We start from the raw sequence: 20,340 nt of genomic DNA, 5'->3' as shown, positions 1-20,340 counted from the left end.
TACCAAAATGGTATAATGTTACAAGGTATTATTCCAAAAATGTATTTAATTTTTAAAAGCGGAGGAATATTAGGATGAAAAAGCTCCTGAAATATTTAAAGGACTATAAGGCAGAAAGCATTATGGGGCCGTTATTTAAGCTTCTGGAAGCCTGCTTTGAATTATTGGTGCCTCTTGTAGTGGCAAAGGTGATTGATGTAGGGATCAAGTCTCAGAATATGCCTTATATCCTTAAAATGGGCGGATTATTGGTGCTGCTTGGTGTCATAGGCCTTGTCTGTTCTATTACGGCCCAGTATTTTGCGGCAAAAGCAGCGGCTGGATTCGGAACTTCTCTCCGAAATGATTTGTTTGCCCATATCAACAAACTCTCGTACCAGGAAATAGACTCCACTGGGACTGCGACTCTGATTACCCGTATTACCAGCGATGCCAATCAGGTACAGTCTGGAGTGAATTTATTCCTTCGTCTGTTCCTTCGTTCCCCGTTTGTGGTATGCGGCGCCATGATCATGGCATTTACCATCAATGCCAGGGCAGCTCTTGTTTTTGTGGTACTTATCCCTGTTCTTTCCATTGTAGTATTCGGCATTATGCTGATCAGCATCCCATTGTACAAAAAGGTGCAGAAGCAATTGGACCAGGTGCTTTTGGCTGTCAGGGAGAATCTGGAAGGAGTCCGTGTCATCCGTGCGTTTGACCGCCAAAATGATGAAATACGCAGGTTTGATGAGGAAAATGGCCTTTTAGTACGCTTTCAGGTTTTCGTAGGAAAAATTTCAGCCTTAATGAATCCCCTTACCTATGTGCTGATCAACTTAGGTGTCATCGTTTTGATAAACACCGGTGCCAGACAGGTGCAGAGCGGCATCATCACTCAGGGAGCTGTGATTGCATTAGTAAATTACATGTCCCAGATTTTAGTTGAGCTTGTAAAGCTGGCAAATCTGATCATCACGATTTCAAAGTCCTTAGCCTGTGCAGGCCGGATTAGCGCTGTGTTTGAACAGAAACCAGCCATTACAGAAGTTACTCATAAGGCTGTGGAAGAGAAACAGGATGCTCCCAAAGTAGAATTTGACCATATGACTTTTGCCTATGCAGGTGCCAAGGATGCGGCATTAAGCGGTTTATCCTTTCAGGTCATGAAGGGGGAGACCATTGGAATCATCGGAGGAACAGGCTCCGGTAAGACCACCCTGGTTAATTTAATACCCCGGTTTTATGAGGTCACAGAAGGATCCGTAAAGGTGGGAGGAGTTGACGTAAGGCGATATCCTTTGGGCCAGCTGAGGGAGCTGGTGGGAATTGTCCCACAAAAGGCAGTGCTTTTTAAAGGAACCCTTCGGGAAAATATGAAGTGGGGGAAAAAGGAAGCAACGGATCAGGAGATTTATGAGGCTCTTGCAACTGCCCAGGCAAAGGATTTTGTAGAGGAAAAAGGAGAAGGACTGGAGCTTATGATCCAGGCTGGAGGAAAAAACCTTTCCGGCGGGCAGCGGCAGAGGCTTGCCATTGCCAGGGCATTGGTAAAAGATCCTCAGATACTTATCATGGATGACAGCGCTTCTGCCCTGGATTTTGCTACTGATGCCAGGCTTAGAAAGGCAATTAAAGAAAGTACCGGGAATATGACTGTGTTCCTGGTATCCCAGAGAGCTTCCAGCATTAAAAATGCGGACAGGATCCTGGTCTTAGATGACGGGCAGATGGCAGGCTGGGGAACTCATGAGGAACTGTTAACTTCCTGCCAGGTTTACCGGGAAATATGCTTATCCCAGCTGTCAAAAGAGGAGGTGCAATAACATGGACGTAAAAAAATACAGATCCACTGTCAGCCGGATCTTTCAATGCATTGGCCGTTATAAATGGGGAGTTGCTGCTTCCCTGGCCTGTGCCTTTGTCACAGTTTTGCTGACTTTATACGTTCCCATCCTCACAGGCCGGGCCATTGACTGCATTGTGGGGGCAGGGGCTGTTGATTTTGCCGGCATGTGGACGATTTTAAAACAAATCGGAGTCATCATTGCAATAACAGCGGCAGCCCAGTGGCTTATGAGCCATATTAACAATCTGGTTACTTACCGGGTGGTAAAGGATATCAGAACCCAGGCATTTAATAAGCTGGAGATCCTTCCTTTAAAATATATTGACTCCCATTCTCACGGAGATATTATAAACAGGATTATCACGGATATCGACCAGTTTTCCGACGGTCTGTTAATGGGCTTTACCCAGCTGTTTACCGGAGTCCTTACCATTTTAGGAACCTTGGTTTTCATGTTTTCCATGAATCCGGCCATAACGGTTGTGGTGGTTCTGGTAACACCTGTTTCCCTGTTTGTCGCCAGCTTTATTGCAAGAAAGACCTTCCGCATGTTCAAGATGCAGTCTCAGACAAGAGGGGAGCTGACTTCTCTTGTAGAAGAGATGCTGGGAAATCAGAAGGTGGTGCAGGCCTTTGTCCACGAAGCCGATGCACAGGAAAAATTTGAAGATATTAATGAAAATTTGCGTGTCTGGAGCCTGAAAGCCACATTTTTTTCTTCCATTACAAATCCAGCCACCCGCTTTGTGAACAGCCTGGTTTATGCCAGCGTTGGAATCGCCGGAGCCTTTGCGGCTGTAAAAGGACTTTTAACCGTAGGACAGCTTTCCAGTTTTTTAAGCTATGCCAATCAATATACAAAACCATTTAATGAAATATCAGGAGTGGTTACTGAGCTTCAAAATGCCCTGGCCTCTGCTGCACGAGTGTTTGAACTGATTGACGAGGAGCCTCAGGTCCCGGAGGAGCCGGACGCTGCAGTTCTTGGCAACGCAAAGGGAGAGATTTCTCTGGAACATGTGTACTTTTCCTATAATCCTGAGGTCGCCTTGATTGAGGATATGAATTTAAACGTACGTAAGGGCCAGAGAGTAGCTATCGTAGGCCCTACGGGCTGCGGAAAAAGCACGGTGATCAATCTTCTCATGCGTTTTTATGATGTGGATTCCGGTTCCATCCGGGTAGATGGGACAGATATACGCCATATGACCAGACAAAGCTTAAGAACCAGTTACGGTATGGTGCTGCAGGAGACATGGCTTAAGTCAGGGACCATTCGTGAAAATATTGCATATGGAAAGCCGGATGCGGATGAGGAAGAGATCATTCTGGCGGCAAAGGAGGCTCATGCCCACAGTTTTATCAGGCGTATGCCGGAAGGATATGATACCATTATCTCGGAAGACGGCGGAAATTTATCCCAAGGCCAGAAGCAGCTTTTATGCATTGCCAGAGTTATGCTGTGCCTTCCTCCCATGCTGATTCTTGATGAAGCCACTTCATCCATTGATACCAGAACCGAGATAAAAATACAGAAGGCATTTGGAAAGATGATGGAAGGGCGTACCAGTTTTATCGTCGCTCACCGTCTTTCTACAATTAAAGAAGCGGATGTGATACTGGTAATGAGGGATGGCCATATCATTGAGCAGGGAACTCATGAAAGCCTGCTTTCCCAAAATGGATTTTACGCACAGCTTTATAACAGCCAGTTTGCTGTGTAGTTTCCAAAAGATAATAAAAAACAGCGTCAGAAAGATATTTGGATATGATTTCTGACGCTGTTCTTTTTTTCTCTGTTATGATATACTTTATAAAGTTCAACATTAGTAATAATAACTATATAAAAGGCGGTAGGATTATGTTTGAAATCATTATGGAAACCAGGAGAGTCTGTTTCAGCCCCGTAAGAATTCCTTTGCAGTTTACGGATAAGGGGAGGGGGGATGGATGATTATTATAATCACATTACAGGCGGTTTAAGATATTGATTCTGTAAAAGACAGTATAAAAGTCTTGGCCGATTTTATGGTTTAAAAGAACAGGGGGAAAAAATGAGTTTTTTAGATATTATGTTGTTGGGTGCACTGTTAACAGAGAGTGTGCTTTTAGTTGCGTTGGCCCATTTTTATAATAAAGAAAAAGAAAAAGTTCAGATTGAGAAAACAAAAAGAGCCGAAGATAAGGAGTATATTGATATTTTTATAGAGCATCTGGAAAAACGGGCTGAAACCTATGAAATACTCCTTGAATTTAAAAGAATTTTAGAAGAAGCTTATAAGGATGCGATTTAAGAAAGGAAAACGGGCAGAGACCCGACGTATTTCCTTCTGATATAATCCATATGAAAATAATCCTTGACATTTTGAACATCCGTTATTACAATGGTACGTAACGTTACAATTAAAAACATCAAATGCAATGAAGGTGTAAGTAAATCCTTATTTTCTTCCAGAGAGAAGGGGCCATCGGCTGTAAGCCCTTTTAAGTTCAGCTAAGAGATTGAATTTCCCACCGAAGCAGCATGATTGAAACCAGTGGCGGCTTTGGCTGCCGTTCTGGCGGGTAAGTCATGACGTCAATACACGTTACGTATACCGAGTGCCTGTGTCATACGCAGGAATCAGGGTGGTACCGCGAATATAGCTTCGTCCCTTTTTGGGGCGGAGCTTTTTTAGTTATTTCGATGTTAAAGCAGCAAAAGTAAAATATGATCATGAAAAGAAGGAGAGCACGATGATGGACCAATTGGAAAAAATCAAACAGGAAGCGTTAAAGCAGATTGAAGCTTCCGATGCGCTGGAAAAATTAAACGATATTAAAGTTGCTTATCTTGGAAAAAAGGGTGAGCTGACCAGTGTATTAAAGAGTATGAAGGATGTTGCTCCGGAAGACAGGCCAAAGGTGGGGCAGATGGTAAATGACGCCCGGGCCGTGATCGAGGGGAAATTAGAGGATGCCATATCCGCCCTGCAAAAAAGAGCCAGAGAAGAACAGCTGAAAAAGGAAGTAATTGATGTAACCCTTCCCGGCAGACGGAATAAGGTAGGCCACACCCATCCAAATACCATTGCTCTGGAAGAGGTTGAGAGAATCTTCGTTGGTATGGGATATGAGGTCATTGAAGGACCGGAAGTGGAATACGATTCCTATAACTTTGAAAAACTGAATATACCTAAGAATCATCCGGCAAGAGACGAGCAGGATACCTTTTATATCAGTGACAACATCGTATTAAGAAGCCAGACATCACCGGTTCAGGTCAGGACCATGGAAAAGGGCAAGCTGCCGATCCGCATGCTGGCTCCCGGCCGTGTATTCCGGTCTGATGAGGTGGATGCAACCCATTCCCCTTCCTTCCACCAGATTGAAGGACTAGTGATTGATAAAAATATCACATTTGCGGATTTAAAGGGAACCCTTGCAGAGTTTGCAAGAGAGCTTTTTGGTCTGGAGACAAAAGTAAAATTCCGTCCGCACCATTTCCCGTTTACAGAACCAAGCGCGGAGATGGATGTTACCTGTTTCAAATGCGGCGGAAAAGGCTGCCGTTTCTGTAAAGGTTCCGGCTGGATTGAGATTCTTGGCTGCGGCATGGTTCATCCAAATGTGCTTACAATGAGCGGAATCGATCCCAATGAATATTCCGGCTTTGCATTCGGAGTTGGATTGGAGCGGATTGCCCTGTTAAAATATGAAATCGATGACATGAGATTATTATATGAGAACGACATCAGATTCTTAAAACAGTTTTAAGGAAAGGGAGATAGATCAATGAATACACCATTATCATGGATTAAAGCATACGTTCCGGATTTAAACGTGACGGCACAGGAATATACAGATGCTATGACGCTTACCGGATCAAAGGTTGAGGGCTATGTTTGCCTGGATAAAAACTTAGAGAAAATAGTAGTTGGACAGATATTATCCATTGAACGTCATCCGGATGCGGATAAACTGATCATCTGCCAGGTTAATGTTGGAGCGGAAACCGTACAGATCGTTACAGGTGCATCCAATGTAAAGACCGGAGATAAAATTCCTGTGGTATTAGACGGAGGCAAGGTGGCAGGAGGCCATGACGGCGGCGCCCTTCCGGAAGAAGGAATCCGGATCAAGAAGGGGAAACTGAGAGGAATTGAATCCTGCGGCATGATGTGCTCCATTGAAGAGCTGGGCTCTTCCAATGAAATGTATCCGGATGCACCGGAAAGCGGGATTTACATTCTTCCTGAGGATACGGAAATAGGTGCTGATGCTATAGAAGTGCTGGGCCTTCGTGATTCCGTATTTGAATACGAAATCACCTCAAACCGTGTGGACTGCTACAGTGTAATAGGAATTGCAAGAGAAGCGGCTGCTACCTTCCGTAAGCCCTTTGTACCTCCGGTGGTAACAGCAACAGGAAACAGTGAGGATATCCATGACTATTTAAAGATTTCCGTAGAGGATAGCCGACTTTGTCCCCGTTATTGTGCAAGAATGGTGAAAAATATCAAGCTTGCTCCTTCCCCGGCCTGGATGCAGAGACGCCTTGCAGCATGCGGAATCCGTCCTATTAATAATATCGTGGATATTACCAATTATGTAATGGAAGAGTATGGTCAGCCAATGCATGCCTTTGACTATGACCTGCTTTCAAATCATGAAATCGTTGTAAAATGCGCGGGAGAAGGCGATACCTTCCAGACTCTTGACGAACAGGAAAGAAAGCTGGACAGCACCGTTCTCATGATCAACGACGGAGAAAAGGCAGTAGGAATCGCCGGTATCATGGGCGGAGAAAACTCCAAAATCACCGATGAGGTGAAGACCATGGTGTTTGAAAGTGCCTGCTTTGATGGAACCAATATCCGCCTTTCTTCTAAAAAAGTCGGATTAAGGACCGATGCTTCCGGTAAATTTGAAAAGGGTCTTGATCCTAACAACGCTGAGGAAGCGATTAACCGCGCGTGCCAGCTGATTGAGGAGCTGGGTGCAGGAGAAGTCGTAGGCGGCATGATTGACATATATCCTGAGAAACGGGAGGGGAAAAGACTTCCTTTTGAGCCAGAAAAGATGAACCGGCTTCTGGGTACTGAGATCGAAGCGGAGACAATGCTTGGATACTTTAAAAAGCTGGATTTGGAATACAATGAGACAGCAAATGAAATCCTTATTCCCACCTTCCGCCAGGACTTGGACTGTATGGCGGATCTGGCGGAAGAAGTTGCCAGATTCTTTGGATATGATAAGATCCCCGTATCCCTGCCCACAGGTGAGGCAACGACCGGCAAGCTGTCATACAAATTAAGAATAGAAGAGGTGGCAAGAGAAGTGGCGGAATTCTCTGGATTTTCCCAGGGAATGACCTATTCCTTTGAAAGCCCCAAGGTATTTGACCGTCTGCTGATCCCGGAGGACAGTCCGCTCCGTGTGACAGTGAATATATTAAATCCATTGGGAGAGGACTTCAGCGTTATGAGAACCTCCCCACTTCATGGAATGTTAAACTCCTTATCCACCAACTACAACCGTCGCAATAAGAATGTCCGCCTTTACGAGCTGGCCAATATTTATCTTCCAAAGGCGCTTCCATTGACCGAGCTTCCCGATGAAAGAATGCAGTTTACCCTGGGATTTTACGGTGACGGCGATTTCTTTGATATGAAGGGCGTGATTGAAGAATTCTTCGATAAAACCGGAATGCACAAACGGCCTCATTATGATCCAAAGAGCGGAAAAACATTCCTTCATCCAGGAAGACAGGCAGATATCATTTATGATGGGGTAACCATCGGATATCTGGGAGAAGTCCATCCGGAGGTGGCTGACAACTATAAGATTGGGGACCGGGCCTATGTGGCTGTGATCGATATGCCATCCATGATTCCGTTTACAAGTTTTGACCGGAAATACACCGGAATTGCAAAATATCCTGCTGTTACCAGAGATATCAGCATGGTGGTACCAAAGGAAATTCTGGTCGGACAGATTGAAGAGATCATCGAACAGCGGGGAGGAAAGATACTGGAAAGCTATGAACTTTTCGATATTTATGAAGGAACCCAGATTTTAGCAGGATATAAGTCCGTCGCTTATTCCATCACCTTCCGTGCAGGTGATCACACCTTAGAAGAGCAGGAGGTTCTTGCTGTAATGAAAAAGATCCTTAACGGATTACAGGGTTTAGGAATTGAACTTCGGGCATAAATAATGCCGTTTTACAAGTAAATCTTCAAAGAAAGATGCCAGGATGAAAGAAAAATCTCCTGGCATCTTTTTTCTCTGTACCTGCATGGATGTGGTAAATTCCGTCAATCCTTACGTTATGAATGTAAGAAAGGACAGGGAGGCAAAAAGATGTTTAACAGCCTTGATATTATAGAAATAACAGGAAGGATTGTCCGGGATTCCTGGGGGTATCCCGGAGTGGAGGCTGAAGTGATCCTGGAAAACGGCGCTCATGGAAGAGCGACGGTTTCCCTGGGAGACACCGGCAGAGCAGAGAAACAGGCAGAACTCGTGGGTGGCTGGCTTTCAGAAACAATATTGTTTGAGGATGCATCAGACCAGGGAAGGATCGATCGGATGCTTTCCCAGGCGGCAGAGGAGAACCGGGCAGAAGAAGACGGGAACCAGGGAGTTCTTGCTATATCCATGGCGGCTGCAAGGGCGGCAGGAGCAGGACTTCATCTGCCGCTTTACCGTTATCTTGGAGGAACCTCAGCTCCTGTGATGCCGGTTCCCATGATGAGCATGATCAGCGGAGGAGGCGGGGAAAAAGGTCTTGATTTCCAGGAGATCATGATTGTGCCTCAGGGAGCAAATTCCTATTCGGAAGGACTTCGCATGGGAGTAGAGATTTACCAGACATTAAAAAGGCTTTTATCCATAAGCGGCTTTAGCACCTCCACAGGAGTTGGCGGCGGCTTTGAACCGGATATGAAAAACTCAGAAGAAGCACTGCATTATTTAATGGATTCCTTTAAGCTTACCGGATATAAGCCGGGGACAGATGTGCTGGTAGCCATCAATGCTGATGCAGACCGTCTGTACGTAAAGGAAGATGGCACTTACTGTTTTTCAAAGGAAAGCAGGAAGGGGGGAATCTCCATAAACAGGGAGCAAAAGGATATGCTCGCCTATTATCTGAGGCTGGCAGACGGCTTTCCCATCTGTGCGGTCCTAAACGGACTTTGGAAAGAAGACATGGAGGGAAGAGAGCAAATGATGAAGCTCCTCGAACACCGTACGCTTTTGGTGTCCGATGATTTTGCTGCGGCGAATGCTACGATCATCCGTATGGAACAGGCGGGGACGGTAACCGGGGCATTGGAAATGGTAGAGAAGGCAAGAAAAGCCGGACATAAGGTGATCATTGCCAGTGATGGAAAGGATACGGAAGAGTCTTTCCTTGCGGATATGGCAGCAGCTGTCGGTGCTGATTATGTGAAGAGCGGAGCACCGTGCAGAGGAGAATGTACCGCCAAATACAATGAACTTCTGCGCATTGAAGATTTTTACAGAAAATTTGGACGGGCAGTCATGGAATATTCTTTTTGACTGGCTAAAGGAATAGAAAGAGCAGTAGTGTCTGGAACTGCATGAAAAAGGCAGCGGTTGTTTTTACAGTCGCTGCCTTTTTTCTCTCCCCAATTGCCAAGACAGCGCCAATGCTGTTATTAGCAGGATATTGTTGCTTATTTATCGTCATCGTGAGGAGCTTCAGGATGCGGAGGCATATGCCTGCCTTCCCCACGTCTGCCAAAGCAATTGGAACCGTGTCCGTTGAACCTTGGATCATTGTGACCCGGTTCAAAATGTCCGGCGCCGTGCGCACCTTTCGGTCTTCTGTCTGGACAGCCATGTAAGCCTTCTCTGCGGTCAAAAGGAGGCCGGCCGCCGCGCATAAACATCATTTCAAACCTTTCATCACCCAGTCTTTCGCGGGCAGAGCGCATCCATTCAAGCCTTTCGTCGTCTTCATCATCCCCAAGCTGTGCTTCAAGTGCCGCAGCAACGCGGTCGAGATACTCACCGAAGACTATTTGTTCCTCCTCGTTTAGACAGCTGAAAATATCTACAAAATCCGGGCGGGGCTGCTGCTCATTCTTTCCTTTTTCCGTTAGCTGTACCAGCATGACCCGTCTGTCAGCTTCCGAAGGGGTGCGGGTGATATAACCGCCTTTCTCCAGTTTGTTAAGAAGCTCGTTAAGAGATTGTATCCGAATGCCCAGCAGATAAGACAGGTCTTTTGTGCTGATTTCAGATTGCATTTTGAGCATTGCCAAAACCCTGCCTTGCCCTCGGGTCGGATCCGCCATGGGACCATGTTCTGCATGTTTCTGTAAATGGTGGCGCTGCAAGAGCCATTGCAGCTTTGAGAATGAAGCTTCTATATATAATAAGCTAAAAAAACAGAGAGGGCTTCTTGATGAAACATGATTGTTACCAAAGGGCGTATCAACTATAGAATATAAAAATATAAAAATATATTGTATTTTCAGAAAAATTATGGTATGATATCCTTTGTTTGACTATAGGAGGTGGGAAACGTGATCAGGATTATTTTATCAATCATATTTGTTATCATATGTGTTGCTTTATCAGCAATAATCCTTTTACAGGAAGGAAAGAGTCAGGGCCTTGGTTCTATCGGCGGTATGGCTGATACCTACTGGGGCAGAAATAAAGGCCGTTCCATGGAAGGAAAACTGGAGAAATTCACAAAATACGGTGCAGTCCTGTTTTTCATTCTGGCGCTGGTACTGAATCTGAATATACTGTAAAGATTAAACACTCTTGTGATATGGCAACAAGGGTGTTTTTTTCGCATTATGGGGAAGTTTCGTAATACCTATTGGTAAAGTGCAGATAATATATTATGGCTTATCGTAGCTTGTAAAGCAAGTTTCGATAAAAGGGCTGTTTTTCAGCCCGTCCATCCGATTACCGGAAGTGTTTCTTCCTTCCGATAATATAGAAAAAATTGAAATAGATAAAAATGATAATTAAGAGAGGAAGACAATGACAGAAGAACAGTTAACGCAAAGAAAAGCCATGCTTCTCCAGCTGATAAATGATCCTGCCTATGCACCTATGAAATTAAAAGAGTTAGCCATTCTCTTTGATATTCCAAAGGATCAGAGGGAAGATTTAAAAGAAGTACTGGATACTCTTATGGCAGAAGGAAAGATTGGTATATCACAAAAAGGAAAATATGGAAAGCCGGATATCGGCTCCATTGCCGGAGTGTTTTCCGGACACTCCAAGGGCTTTGGGTTTGTAGCGGTAGAAGGGCTGGATCAGGATATTTTTATACCGGAAGACAAGACAGGCGGAGCACTTCACGGTGACACCGTACTGATATCTGCCGAATCAAAGCCAGGAAACGGAAAAAGAGCTGAGGGCCATGTAATCAAGGTGCTGGTCCATGCAAATGAGCAGATCATAGGGTTCTATCAGAAAAATAAGAGTTTTGGTTTCGTTATTCCGGACAACCAGAAAATTTCAAAGGATGTGTTCATTCCTCAGGGCAAGGACATGGGAGCCGTGACCGGTCACAAGGTGGTGGTTAGGGTTACGGATTTCGGCGGGCCGGAACGGAAACCGGAAGGAATGATAACGGAAATAATTGGCCATGTCAATGACCCTGGTACGGATATTCTTTCGATTGTTAGAGCATACGGACTTCCGGAGGAATTCCCGGACAGCGTAATGAAGCAGGTGGAAGCAGTAACTGATGAAGTAACCGGTAAAGATATGCAGGGCCGTCTGGATTTAAGAAATTTACAGACAGTTACCATTGATGGTGAAGACGCAAAGGATCTTGACGATGCAATTACTTTATCAAAAAAAGATGGTGTCTATACCTTAGGCGTTCACATCGCTGATGTTACGAATTATGTAACGGAAAACAGTCCATTGGATGAGGAAGCATTAAGAAGGGGAACCAGCGTTTATCTTGTGGACCGGGTAATTCCCATGCTTCCCCATAAGCTGTCAAATGGAATTTGTTCCCTAAATCATGGAGAAGACCGGCTGGCCTTAAGCTGCATGATGGACATTGATGAAAACGGCAATGTAATGGGACACAGGATAGCAGAAACCGTCATAAACGTGGACCGGAGAATGACCTATACGGCAGTCAACGCCATTATCACGGACCGGGATGAGGCGGTTATGAAGGAATACGAAGCCTTTATTTCCATGTTTGATCAGATGAAGGAACTGGCTGATATTCTGCGGGAAAAGAGAAAAAAGAGAGGCTCCATTGATTTTGATTTCCCGGAAACAAAGGTGATTCTTGATGAACGGGGAAAGCCTTTGGAAATCAAGCCCTATGAGAGGAATGCAGCAACTAAAATCATAGAAGACTTTATGCTGATGGCAAATGAGACGGTTGCAGAGGATTATTTCTGGCAGGAGATTCCCTTCCTTTACCGGACTCATGACAACCCGGACCCGGAAAAGATGAAGAGTCTTGCAACTCTGATTAATAATTTCGGATATTCCATCCGTTTTCACAATGGTGAGGTTTACCCGAAGGAAGTCCAAAAGCTGCTTGCCAATGCGGAGGATACGCCAGAGGAAGCCCTGATCAGCCGTCTGGCCCTGCGTTCTATGAAGCAGGCTAAATATACGGTGTCAAATACCGGGCATTTTGGCCTGGCAGCTAAATATTACACCCACTTTACCTCCCCGATCAGAAGGTATCCGGACTTGCAGATCCATCGTATTATTAAGGAGAACTTAAGGTCAGGCTTAGCCGGGAAGAGAATCAGCCATTATGATAAAATCCTTCAGCAGGTAGCCGTACAGTCTTCTGCCATGGAGCGGAGAGCCGATGAAGCAGAGCGGGAGACCATTAAGCTTAAAAAGTGTGAGTATATGTCAAAACACATTGGGGAAGAGTTTGACGGAGTGATTTCCGGTGTGACAAACTGGGGGCTTTATGTAGAACTTTCCAACACCGTGGAAGGTTTGATTCATGTGAATCAGCTCCAGGATGATTATTATCATTTTGATGAAGAACATTATGAGCTGGTAGGTGAAATGACAAGGAAAACCTTTAAATTAGGTCAGCCTATCAGGGTCATGGTATTGGGTACGGATAAGCTTTTGCGTACCATCGACTTTATTCCGGCGAAGAGTTTAGAAGAGGAATAACAGGAGGAACGAAAATGGGGAAAGAGAGTTTCAAATTAATTGCCAATAACAAAAAGGCATATCACGATTATTTTATTGATGAAAAATACGAGGCAGGCATTGAACTTGCCGGAACAGAAGTAAAATCCATCCGCATGGGCAAATGCAGCATCAAGGAATCCTTTGTGAGAATTGATAAAGGAGAGGTTTATGTCTGCGGCATGAACATCAGTCCGTATGAAAAAGGGAATATCTTTAACAAGGATCCGCTGAGGGTCAGAAAGCTGCTGCTTCACAGGACTGAGATCGGAAAGCTGGATGCAAAGATTGCCCAGAAGGGCTATACCCTGGTCCCGTTGCAGGTATATTTTAAAGGAAGCCTGGTGAAGGTGGAAATCGGCCTTGCCAGAGGTAAAAAGCTATACGATAAGAGAGATGACATTGCGAAAAAGGATCAGAAAAGAGAACTGGAAAGAGACTTTAAGGTGAGAAATCTTTCATAGAGTGCCGCTTTAAGCCTCCTGAATAATCTGTACAGAAAGCTGTTTTAATGCTAAAATAACCTTAGAAAATGTTGGAGGGAAAACGGATGGCATTATATGATTACGTAGGGGCGTTAAAGCGGGGCCGCAGGCAATATCAGGCTTCCGTATCAAAAGGAGAATATCCGTATCTGCCGGTCTTGGATCAGATCCTGTCCTATACGGATATTGTTTCAGAAGTGAACTTGGGAATCATGGATATTCCCCTTGAAAAGGTGGTAGGCACGAAAACGGAGGGACGCACCAGCGCCTTTGCCAGTAATTTCATGCCTCTATTGTCGGAGAAATCGGAATTTGGGGCGAAATGGGCATATTTATATGACCATCAGATTGAAGAGGGGATTCATGATCCCATCGAAGTCTTTGAATTTATGAACCAGTATTACGTTCAGGAAGGCAATAAAAGGGTCAGTGTCTTAAAATATGTAGGTGCTTTCAGCATCTCTTCCTCTGTCACCCGCCTGATTCCAAAGAGGACTGATGATTTAGATAACAGGCTTTATTATGAATTCCTGGATTTTTACCAGGTTTCCTTTAACTGCGATGTCTGGTTCAGCAAGGAAGGAAGCTACGACAAGCTGATAAAGGCCATGAATAAGAATCCGGGAGAGCCTTGGAGCGAGGATGACAGGATCATCTTCAAATCCGCTTATGACCGTTTTTCCAAAGCATTCCATGCATTTGGCGGCGATGATTACGATATGACATGTTCGGACGCGTTTCTTGTTTACGTCGAACTGTTCGGATACCGAATCGTAAAAGACCGGATTGAGGGGCAGATAAAAAAGGATTTGATCAGAATTAAGGATGAACTACTCCTGGCCTCTAGAGGCAATAAGATCACTTTGGTTGAACAGCCGGAAGAAATAGAGGAATCATCGGATAATAGTCCTCTTAAACTTATTAATTGGCTGCGCCCGTTCCAGTCCATTGAACCGGAAATGTTAAAAATTGCATTTATCCATGCGAAAACAGCAGAAACTTCCAGCTGGACTTATGGACATGAGCTGGGCAGAATGTACTTAGAACAGGCTTTTAACGGAGCCATACAAACGATTGCATTTTTTAACGCAGATTCTGAGCCGGAGATTGCTAATGCCATTGAACTGGCCATTGGAGCCAGGTGCAATGTAATATTTACTACGGCCTCCCAGATGATCAATTTAAGTGTGAAAGCTGCAATCGATCATCCGGAAGTAAAGGTGTTCAACTGTTCCGTTAATATGTCTTATTCATCCATCTGCACCTATTATGGAAGAATGTATGAATCGAAATTCCTTATGGGGGCCTTGGCAGCTTCCATGTCCCAGGCTGAGAAGATCGGATATATTGCTGATTATCCGATCTACGGCACCATTGCCAATATCAATGCCTTTGCCCTGGGAGCCAGGATGATCAATCCTTATGCCAAGGTGTACTTAGAATGGTCAAGGGTAAAGGACCGGGATGCTCATGTGGAGTTGGAAAAAGAGAAAGTTGCCTTTATTTCAGGTGATGACATGATAACTCCTCAGACGCCCACCAGAGAATACGGGCTTTACCAGAAGCATCCAGATGGAAGCCTGAAAAATCTGGCGACTCCCATCTGGCATTGGGGAAAGTTTTACGAAAGAATTGTTAATATCATATGCCATGGGGATTTCGGCAGGAAGGAAATGAAGGGGAAACAGGCCATCAATTACTGGTGGGGGATGTCGGCAGATGTGATTGATGTCATTTGCTCTCATAATCTGCCTCACGGAACCAGCCGGCTGATTACATTTTTGAGGAATTCCATACGGGCTGGAAGCTTTCAGCCTTTTGAAGGAATCATTTATTCTCAGGACGGACAAATCCAGTGCGGGGAAAACGAAAATCTTACTCCGGAAGAAATAACCACCATGAACTGGCTGACAGAAAATGTGGTGGGACAGATTCCGGAATTTGATGAGCTTACGGAAGAGGCTCGGTCTCTGGTACGTCTCCAGGGACAGACAATATACGAGAACATGGATATGGAGGAACAGCGTGAAGATCCTGGTACTGTCTGACCATGAGTCAAAATCACTTTATGAATACTATTCACCGGAAAAATTGCAGGACATTGATTTAATTATTTCCTGCGGAGATTTACGAGCGAATTATCTAACGTTTTTTGCAACTTTTTCCCATGCCCCGGTCTATTATGTCCGGGGTAACCACGATTGCAGGTATGAGGACTGTCCACCTGAAGGCTGTACCTGCATTGAAGATGATATCATAACCTATAAGGGAATCCGGATTATGGGGCTGGGCGGTTCCATGCAGTACATTCCAGGCTCGCCGAACCAGTATACGGAACGGGGAATGGAGCGGAGAATCAAAAAGATGTGGTGGAAGCTTAAGAAGAACAAAGGTTTTGATATTCTTGTCACCCATGCTCCGGCATTTGAACTCAACGACTTACCGGACCTGCCTCATCAGGGATTTACCTGTTTTAAGGCACTGATGGACAAGTATTCTCCCAAATATTTTCTTCATGGACATGTCCATGCCAATTATGGAAAGAGCTTTAAGAGGGAAGACCAGTATGGCTGCACAAAGGTTGTAAATGCCTATGAGTATTATATTATAGAGTATCCTGGGAATCCGTAACACTCAATATATAAAATAGAAGAAACAGAAATAAAGAGGACTGCGTTTGATAAGACGCGGCCCTCTTTATTTATTTTCAGGTATAACCTCAAATTATAATACACATTCCTATTAATTAGTTGACAAATAGATGTTGGATTGCTATCATTTAAGTTACTATACAAAAAGGCGGGGATATGGATGGAGAGAATCGTATTATCATTGTTGGTTGATAACACTTCCGGCGTTTTGAGCCGTGTAGCCGGACTGTTCAGCCGCCGTGGCTATAATATTGAAAGCCTTACGGTGGGTGTGACTGCGGATGAGAGATATTCCAGAATGACGGTAGTGTCCACAGGCGATCAGGAGATTTTAGACCAAATTGAAAAACAGCTGAGAAAGCTGGAAGATGTCAGGGATATCAAAGAATTAAAGCCAGGCCATTCTGTTTATAGGGAGCTTATTCTGGTCAAGGTACATGCGAATGCCAGCCAGCGTCAGGCGATTTGTGCCATTGCTGATATTTTCAGAGCTACCATTGTTGATGTTGGCAAAGATTCCGTAACCGTCATGCTTACAGGAGATCAGTCCAAGCTTGATGCAGTTCTTAACCTGCTTGAAGATTACGAAATTTTAGAGCTTGCCAGAACTGGTCTCACAGGACTATCCAGAGGCTCTGACGATATTCGGTATCTGCCTTAGGAAGTCAGGATTTGTAAGCTAGAGGTTATTGCCAAAGGCGGACAGTGAGCCGTCGGCATGGTTCCTTTAACAAAATATATCAAGAGTCAGTATATGAGGAGGAAATAAAAGATGGCAAAGATTTACTATCAGGAAGATTGCAACTTATCCTTATTGGAGGGTAAGACCATTGCAGTTATTGGATACGGCAGCCAGGGCCATGCCCATGCACTTAATTTAAAGGAGTCTGGATGCGATGTCATTGTAGGACTTTATGAGGGAAGCAGTTCCTGGGCAAAGGCAGAGGCACAGGGTTTAACCGTTTATACAGCAGCAGAAGCTGCAAAGAAGGCTGACATCATTATGATCTTAATCAATGATGAGAAGCAGGCCGCTATGTACAAGGAATCTGTAGAGCCTAATTTAAAGGATGGGGACATGCTGATGTTTGCCCATGGTTTTGCCGTTCATTTTGGACAGATCGTTCCTCCTGAGAATGTTGATGTTACCATGATCGCACCAAAGGCTCCCGGCCATACCGTAAGAAATGAATATCTGGTAGGCAGAGGAACTCCATGTCTGGTTGCTGTTCATCAGGATTATACAGGCAAGGCAAAGGACAAGGCTTTAGCTTATGCATTGGCCCTGGGCGGAGCAAGAGCCGGCGTACTGGAGACAACCTTTAAGGATGAGACAGAAACAGACCTTTTTGGCGAGCAGGCTGTATTATGCGGAGGCGTTTGCGCTCTGATGAAGGCAGGCTTTGAAACTTTGGTAGAAGCAGGATATGCTCCTGAGAATGCTTATTTTGAATGTATTCACGAGATGAAGCTGATCGTAGACCTGATTTTTGAAAGCGGCTTTGCAGGCATGAGATATTCTGTTTCCAATACTGCTGAATACGGTGATTACATCACAGGACCGAAGATCGTTACCGATGAGACCAAGAAGGCGATGAAGCAGGTTCTTACCGATATTCAGAATGGAAACTTTGCTAAGGACTGGCTGCTTGAAAACCAGGTCGGATGCGCTCACTTTAATGCGGTTAGAAAGAAAGAAGCTTCCCACCAGTTAGAAAAGGTAGGCAGCGAGCTCCGCAAGCTTTACAGCTGGAACGATGGCGGAAAGTTGATTGATAACTAAGTTATATAATAGGCCTGTTAAATAATAAAGCCCGGAAAAAGCAAATCTTTTTCCGGGCTTTTTATTTACTTGAGCAATGAACCGGCCCCTCTCATGGCATCAAAAAAGTTCTCCATAGCCGTGGATAATCCATTGGGATTATAAGCGAATCCAACAGTTCTCTTTTTAATCGCTGTTTCCATGGGAATCTCAACCAAATCCCCCCGGTCCAGTTCCTCCTGGACAAATTCTTTGATCACACATCCGATCCCCAGTCCGATTTTGGCAAATTCGATCAGAAGATCCATGGTAGTGACCTCCAAAAGCTGATTTGGCACAATCTGATTTTCTTTCATATATTCGTCAATATACTTTCTGGTCATGTTGTTCTTATCCAAAAGAAGGATATTTCCTGTCTGAAAGAAATCTGTATCCGGCCCTTCTCTTAAATACAGGTTATCCAGATAAGATTTTGTCGCCACGAAAATATCCTGGACGTCCATAACCGGTTGAAACAAAAGAGGGCGCCGGTTGCTTGGCTCTGCAATCAGACCCAGATCAATCCGCTGTTGTTCCAACATAGTGATCGTATGGGAAGTGGACTGGCTTTCAATGGAAATCTTAATATGAGGATACTTCTCAATAAATCCCTTTAAATAAGGAAGAAGAATATATTTGCAAAGAGTATTGCTGACACCTATTTTCAAGTGTCCGATATTAAAGTCCTTCACCCGCTTCAGTTCCAGTTCCCCGCGGTTTAATTCTTCAAAGGCCGCTTTTGTATGATTATATAGAAGCTTTCCTTCTTCGGTAAGCTGGACGCCTCTTGAATTTCTAGTAAATAAGGTTACCTCCAGGCTGTCTTCCAGCTTGCTGATGGATTTACTGATGGCAGGCTGGCTGATATAAAGTTCTTTGGCCGCTCTTGAGATATTTCCGGCTTTGGCAACTTCATAAAATATCTTATATTGGGAAAGGTTATGATCCATATTAAGTCTTCCTCTCATTGAACGATACTTTTTGTTCCATTTTATAACTAACTATTATATTAAATATTCGTATTATGTATTTCTATTATACCAAAAAGTGTGTTAAAATGTAAAGCGAGAAAAAGATGTTACAATTTAAACTGTAATGGTGATAAATTAACAGGAGGACGCAGACAATGGGAATGACGATGACCCAGAAAATATTGGCAGCCCATGCAGGGCTTTCCAAGGTAAAGGCAGGCCAGCTGATCGAAGCGGAACTGGATCTGGTATTGGGGAATGATATCACATCTCCGGTTGCCATTAAGGAAATGGAGAAATTTGATAAAGATACGATCTTTCATAAAGATAAGATTGCCCTGGTCATGGACCACTTTATTCCAAATAAGGATATTAAATCCGCGGAAAACTGTAAATGCTGCCGTGATTTTGCCGGCAAACACGAAATTACCAATTATTTCGATGTAGGGCAGATGGGAATCGAACATGCCCTTCTTCCGGAAAAGGGGCTGGTGGTTGCAGGAGATGCAGTCATTGGAGCGGATTCCCATACATGTACCTATGGAGCACTGGGAGCTTTTTCCACCGGTGTAGGCAGTACGGATATGGCGGCAGGCATGGTAACTGGAAAAGCCTGGTTCAAGGTACCGACCGCAATTAAGTTTGAACTGGTGGGGAAACCCTCCAAATGGGTCAGCGGCAAGGATGTTATTTTGCATATCATAGGCATGATCGGAGTAGACGGTGCCTTATATAAGTCAATGGAATTTTCCGGAGAGGGTATCAGGAATTTATCCATGGATGACCGTTTTACTATTTGCAACATGGCCATAGAGGCCGGCGGAAAGAACGGTATTTTCCCGGTGGATGACCTTGCCATCCAGTACATGAAGGATCATTCAAAGCGTGATTACAAAATTTATGAGGCGGATGAGGACGCAGAATATGAGGCGGTTTATATCATTGACTTATCCAAATTAGAGCCAACGGTTTCTTTCCCCCACCTTCCTGAAAATACCAGGACCATCGGCACGTTTGGTGAGATTAAAGTGGATCAGTCGGTAATCGGCTCCTGTACCAACGGCCGGCTTGACGATATGCGCATAGCAGCCGCTGTCATGAAAGGACATAAAGTGGCAAAAAATGTGCGCTGCATCGTGATTCCAGCTACCCAGGAAATCTATTTGCAGTCCATGAGAGAGGGGCTTTTAGAAATCTTTATTGAAGCCGGAGCTGTAGTCAGCACACCAACCTGCGGTCCGTGCCTTGGCGGCTATATGGGTATTCTGGCGGCAGGAGAGCGCTGCATCTCTACCACCAACCGTAATTTTGTAGGACGGATGGGTCATGTGGAATCAGAGGTATATTTATCCAACCCTGCTGTGGCTGCTGCAAGTGCGATTACCGGTCATATATGTGCGCCGGATGAACTGGGATTATAGGAGGTTGTAAA

At 44.6% G+C, this 20,340-nt stretch carries 16 protein-coding genes and 1 other annotated feature; of the genes, 14 read left to right on the top strand and 2 right to left on the bottom strand.

The annotated features are described in order from the left end of the window. Positions 1 to 74: 74 nt before the first annotated feature. From BMX69_RS08760 to BMX69_RS08735, 6 genes are all read left to right on the top strand, one after another. Complete coding sequence (locus tag BMX69_RS08760) at positions 75 to 1,805, top strand: ABC transporter ATP-binding protein (protein ID WP_100042145.1); 1,731 nt, start codon at positions 75 to 77, stop codon at positions 1,803 to 1,805. Position 1,806: 1 nt separating this feature from the next. After that, complete coding sequence (locus BMX69_RS08755) at positions 1,807 to 3,552, top strand: ABC transporter ATP-binding protein (RefSeq protein WP_100042144.1); 1,746 nt, start codon at positions 1,807 to 1,809, stop codon at positions 3,550 to 3,552. A 330-nt stretch (positions 3,553 to 3,882) separates the two neighbouring features. After that, a complete protein-coding gene (locus BMX69_RS08750) occupies positions 3,883 to 4,122 on the top strand; it encodes a hypothetical protein (RefSeq protein WP_025233322.1) in 240 nt (79 codons plus the stop codon). Positions 4,123 to 4,240: 118 nt separating this feature from the next. Next, positions 4,241 to 4,487 (top strand) — a binding site (T-box leader). Between the two features lie 77 nt (positions 4,488 to 4,564). Continuing rightward, complete coding sequence (gene pheS, locus BMX69_RS08745; RefSeq protein ID WP_100042143.1) at positions 4,565 to 5,584, top strand: phenylalanine--tRNA ligase subunit alpha; 1,020 nt, start codon at positions 4,565 to 4,567, stop codon at positions 5,582 to 5,584. An 18-nt stretch (positions 5,585 to 5,602) separates the two neighbouring features. Next, positions 5,603 to 8,023 carry a phenylalanine--tRNA ligase subunit beta gene (gene pheT / locus BMX69_RS08740; protein ID WP_100042142.1) on the top strand — a complete coding sequence of 807 codons (2,421 nt, stop codon included), beginning with the start codon at positions 5,603 to 5,605 and terminating at the stop codon, positions 8,021 to 8,023. A gap of 150 nt (positions 8,024 to 8,173) precedes the next feature. Further along, on the top strand, positions 8,174 to 9,376 hold the full coding sequence (locus tag BMX69_RS08735) for a phosphopyruvate hydratase family protein (protein WP_054790979.1): 1,203 nt from the start codon (positions 8,174 to 8,176) through the stop codon (positions 9,374 to 9,376). A gap of 137 nt (positions 9,377 to 9,513) precedes the next feature. Here BMX69_RS08735 and BMX69_RS08730 read toward each other — a convergent pair whose 3' ends face one another. Beyond that, positions 9,514 to 10,179, bottom strand: coding sequence for a MarR family winged helix-turn-helix transcriptional regulator (locus BMX69_RS08730; RefSeq protein ID WP_278280718.1), 666 nt, complete (start codon positions 10,177 to 10,179; stop codon positions 9,514 to 9,516). A 189-nt stretch (positions 10,180 to 10,368) separates the two neighbouring features. Here BMX69_RS08730 and secG point away from each other — a divergent pair, with 189 nt between their 5' ends. From secG to ilvC, 7 genes are all read left to right on the top strand, one after another. After that, positions 10,369 to 10,602 (top strand): preprotein translocase subunit SecG, encoded by a 234-nt coding sequence (secG, locus tag BMX69_RS08725; RefSeq protein WP_025233317.1) that lies wholly within the window; start codon positions 10,369 to 10,371, stop codon positions 10,600 to 10,602. Between the two features lie 238 nt (positions 10,603 to 10,840). Next, the gene (gene rnr / locus BMX69_RS08720) at positions 10,841 to 12,982 is read left to right on the top strand and encodes a ribonuclease R (protein WP_330387684.1); all 2,142 of its coding nucleotides are present in this window, start codon (positions 10,841 to 10,843) and stop codon (positions 12,980 to 12,982) included. A 14-nt stretch (positions 12,983 to 12,996) separates the two neighbouring features. Continuing rightward, the gene (gene smpB, locus BMX69_RS08715) at positions 12,997 to 13,464 is read left to right on the top strand and encodes an SsrA-binding protein SmpB (RefSeq protein ID WP_054790981.1); all 468 of its coding nucleotides are present in this window, start codon (positions 12,997 to 12,999) and stop codon (positions 13,462 to 13,464) included. An 86-nt stretch (positions 13,465 to 13,550) separates the two neighbouring features. After that, positions 13,551 to 15,533, top strand: coding sequence for a BMP family ABC transporter substrate-binding protein (locus BMX69_RS08710; protein ID WP_054790982.1), 1,983 nt, complete (start codon positions 13,551 to 13,553; stop codon positions 15,531 to 15,533). After that, the gene (locus BMX69_RS08705; protein ID WP_025233313.1) at positions 15,511 to 16,116 is read left to right on the top strand and encodes a metallophosphoesterase family protein; all 606 of its coding nucleotides are present in this window, start codon (positions 15,511 to 15,513) and stop codon (positions 16,114 to 16,116) included. Before BMX69_RS08710 ends, BMX69_RS08705 begins: the two co-directional genes overlap by 23 nt. 180 nt (positions 16,117 to 16,296) lie before the next feature. Continuing rightward, positions 16,297 to 16,797 carry an acetolactate synthase small subunit gene (ilvN, locus tag BMX69_RS08700; RefSeq protein WP_100042141.1) on the top strand — a complete coding sequence of 167 codons (501 nt, stop codon included), beginning with the start codon at positions 16,297 to 16,299 and terminating at the stop codon, positions 16,795 to 16,797. A 111-nt stretch (positions 16,798 to 16,908) separates the two neighbouring features. After that, positions 16,909 to 17,919 carry a ketol-acid reductoisomerase gene (gene ilvC, locus BMX69_RS08695; protein WP_100042140.1) on the top strand — a complete coding sequence of 337 codons (1,011 nt, stop codon included), beginning with the start codon at positions 16,909 to 16,911 and terminating at the stop codon, positions 17,917 to 17,919. A 65-nt stretch (positions 17,920 to 17,984) separates the two neighbouring features. Here the strand turns inward: ilvC and BMX69_RS08690 are convergent, their stop codons facing one another. Next, entirely contained in the window at positions 17,985 to 18,887 is a 903-nt protein-coding gene (locus BMX69_RS08690; protein ID WP_100042139.1) for a LysR family transcriptional regulator, read from the bottom strand. Between the two features lie 176 nt (positions 18,888 to 19,063). Here BMX69_RS08690 and leuC point away from each other — a divergent pair, with 176 nt between their 5' ends. Continuing rightward, positions 19,064 to 20,329, top strand: a complete 1,266-nt coding sequence (leuC, locus tag BMX69_RS08685) for a 3-isopropylmalate dehydratase large subunit (protein WP_100042138.1) — start codon at positions 19,064 to 19,066, stop codon at positions 20,327 to 20,329. Positions 20,330 to 20,340: the final 11 nt, after the last annotated feature.

Origin of the sequence: Lacrimispora sphenoides JCM 1415 (assembly GCF_900105615.1) — a bacterium.
Taxonomy (GTDB): domain Bacteria; phylum Bacillota; class Clostridia; order Lachnospirales; family Lachnospiraceae; genus Lacrimispora; species Lacrimispora sphenoides.
Note: the sequence above shows the minus strand (reverse complement) of the source record. Positions and strands in the feature narration are given on the sequence as shown.

Coding starts and splice junctions, on each gene's coding strand:
- BMX69_RS08760 (WP_100042145.1), top strand. CDS start 75: ATGAAAAAGCTCCTGAAATATTTAAAGGACTATAAGGCAGAAAGCATT.
- BMX69_RS08755 (WP_100042144.1), top strand. CDS start 1,807: ATGGACGTAAAAAAATACAGATCCACTGTCAGCCGGATCTTTCAATGC.
- BMX69_RS08750 (WP_025233322.1), top strand. CDS start 3,883: ATGAGTTTTTTAGATATTATGTTGTTGGGTGCACTGTTAACAGAGAGT.
- pheS (WP_100042143.1), top strand. CDS start 4,565: ATGATGGACCAATTGGAAAAAATCAAACAGGAAGCGTTAAAGCAGATT.
- pheT (WP_100042142.1), top strand. CDS start 5,603: ATGAATACACCATTATCATGGATTAAAGCATACGTTCCGGATTTAAAC.
- BMX69_RS08735 (WP_054790979.1), top strand. CDS start 8,174: ATGTTTAACAGCCTTGATATTATAGAAATAACAGGAAGGATTGTCCGG.
- rnr (WP_330387684.1), top strand. CDS start 10,841: ATGACAGAAGAACAGTTAACGCAAAGAAAAGCCATGCTTCTCCAGCTG.
- smpB (WP_054790981.1), top strand. CDS start 12,997: ATGGGGAAAGAGAGTTTCAAATTAATTGCCAATAACAAAAAGGCATAT.
- BMX69_RS08710 (WP_054790982.1), top strand. CDS start 13,551: ATGGCATTATATGATTACGTAGGGGCGTTAAAGCGGGGCCGCAGGCAA.
- ilvN (WP_100042141.1), top strand. CDS start 16,297: ATGGAGAGAATCGTATTATCATTGTTGGTTGATAACACTTCCGGCGTT.
- ilvC (WP_100042140.1), top strand. CDS start 16,909: ATGGCAAAGATTTACTATCAGGAAGATTGCAACTTATCCTTATTGGAG.
- BMX69_RS08690 (WP_100042139.1), bottom strand. CDS start 18,887: ATGGATCATAACCTTTCCCAATATAAGATATTTTATGAAGTTGCCAAA.
- leuC (WP_100042138.1), top strand. CDS start 19,064: ATGGGAATGACGATGACCCAGAAAATATTGGCAGCCCATGCAGGGCTT.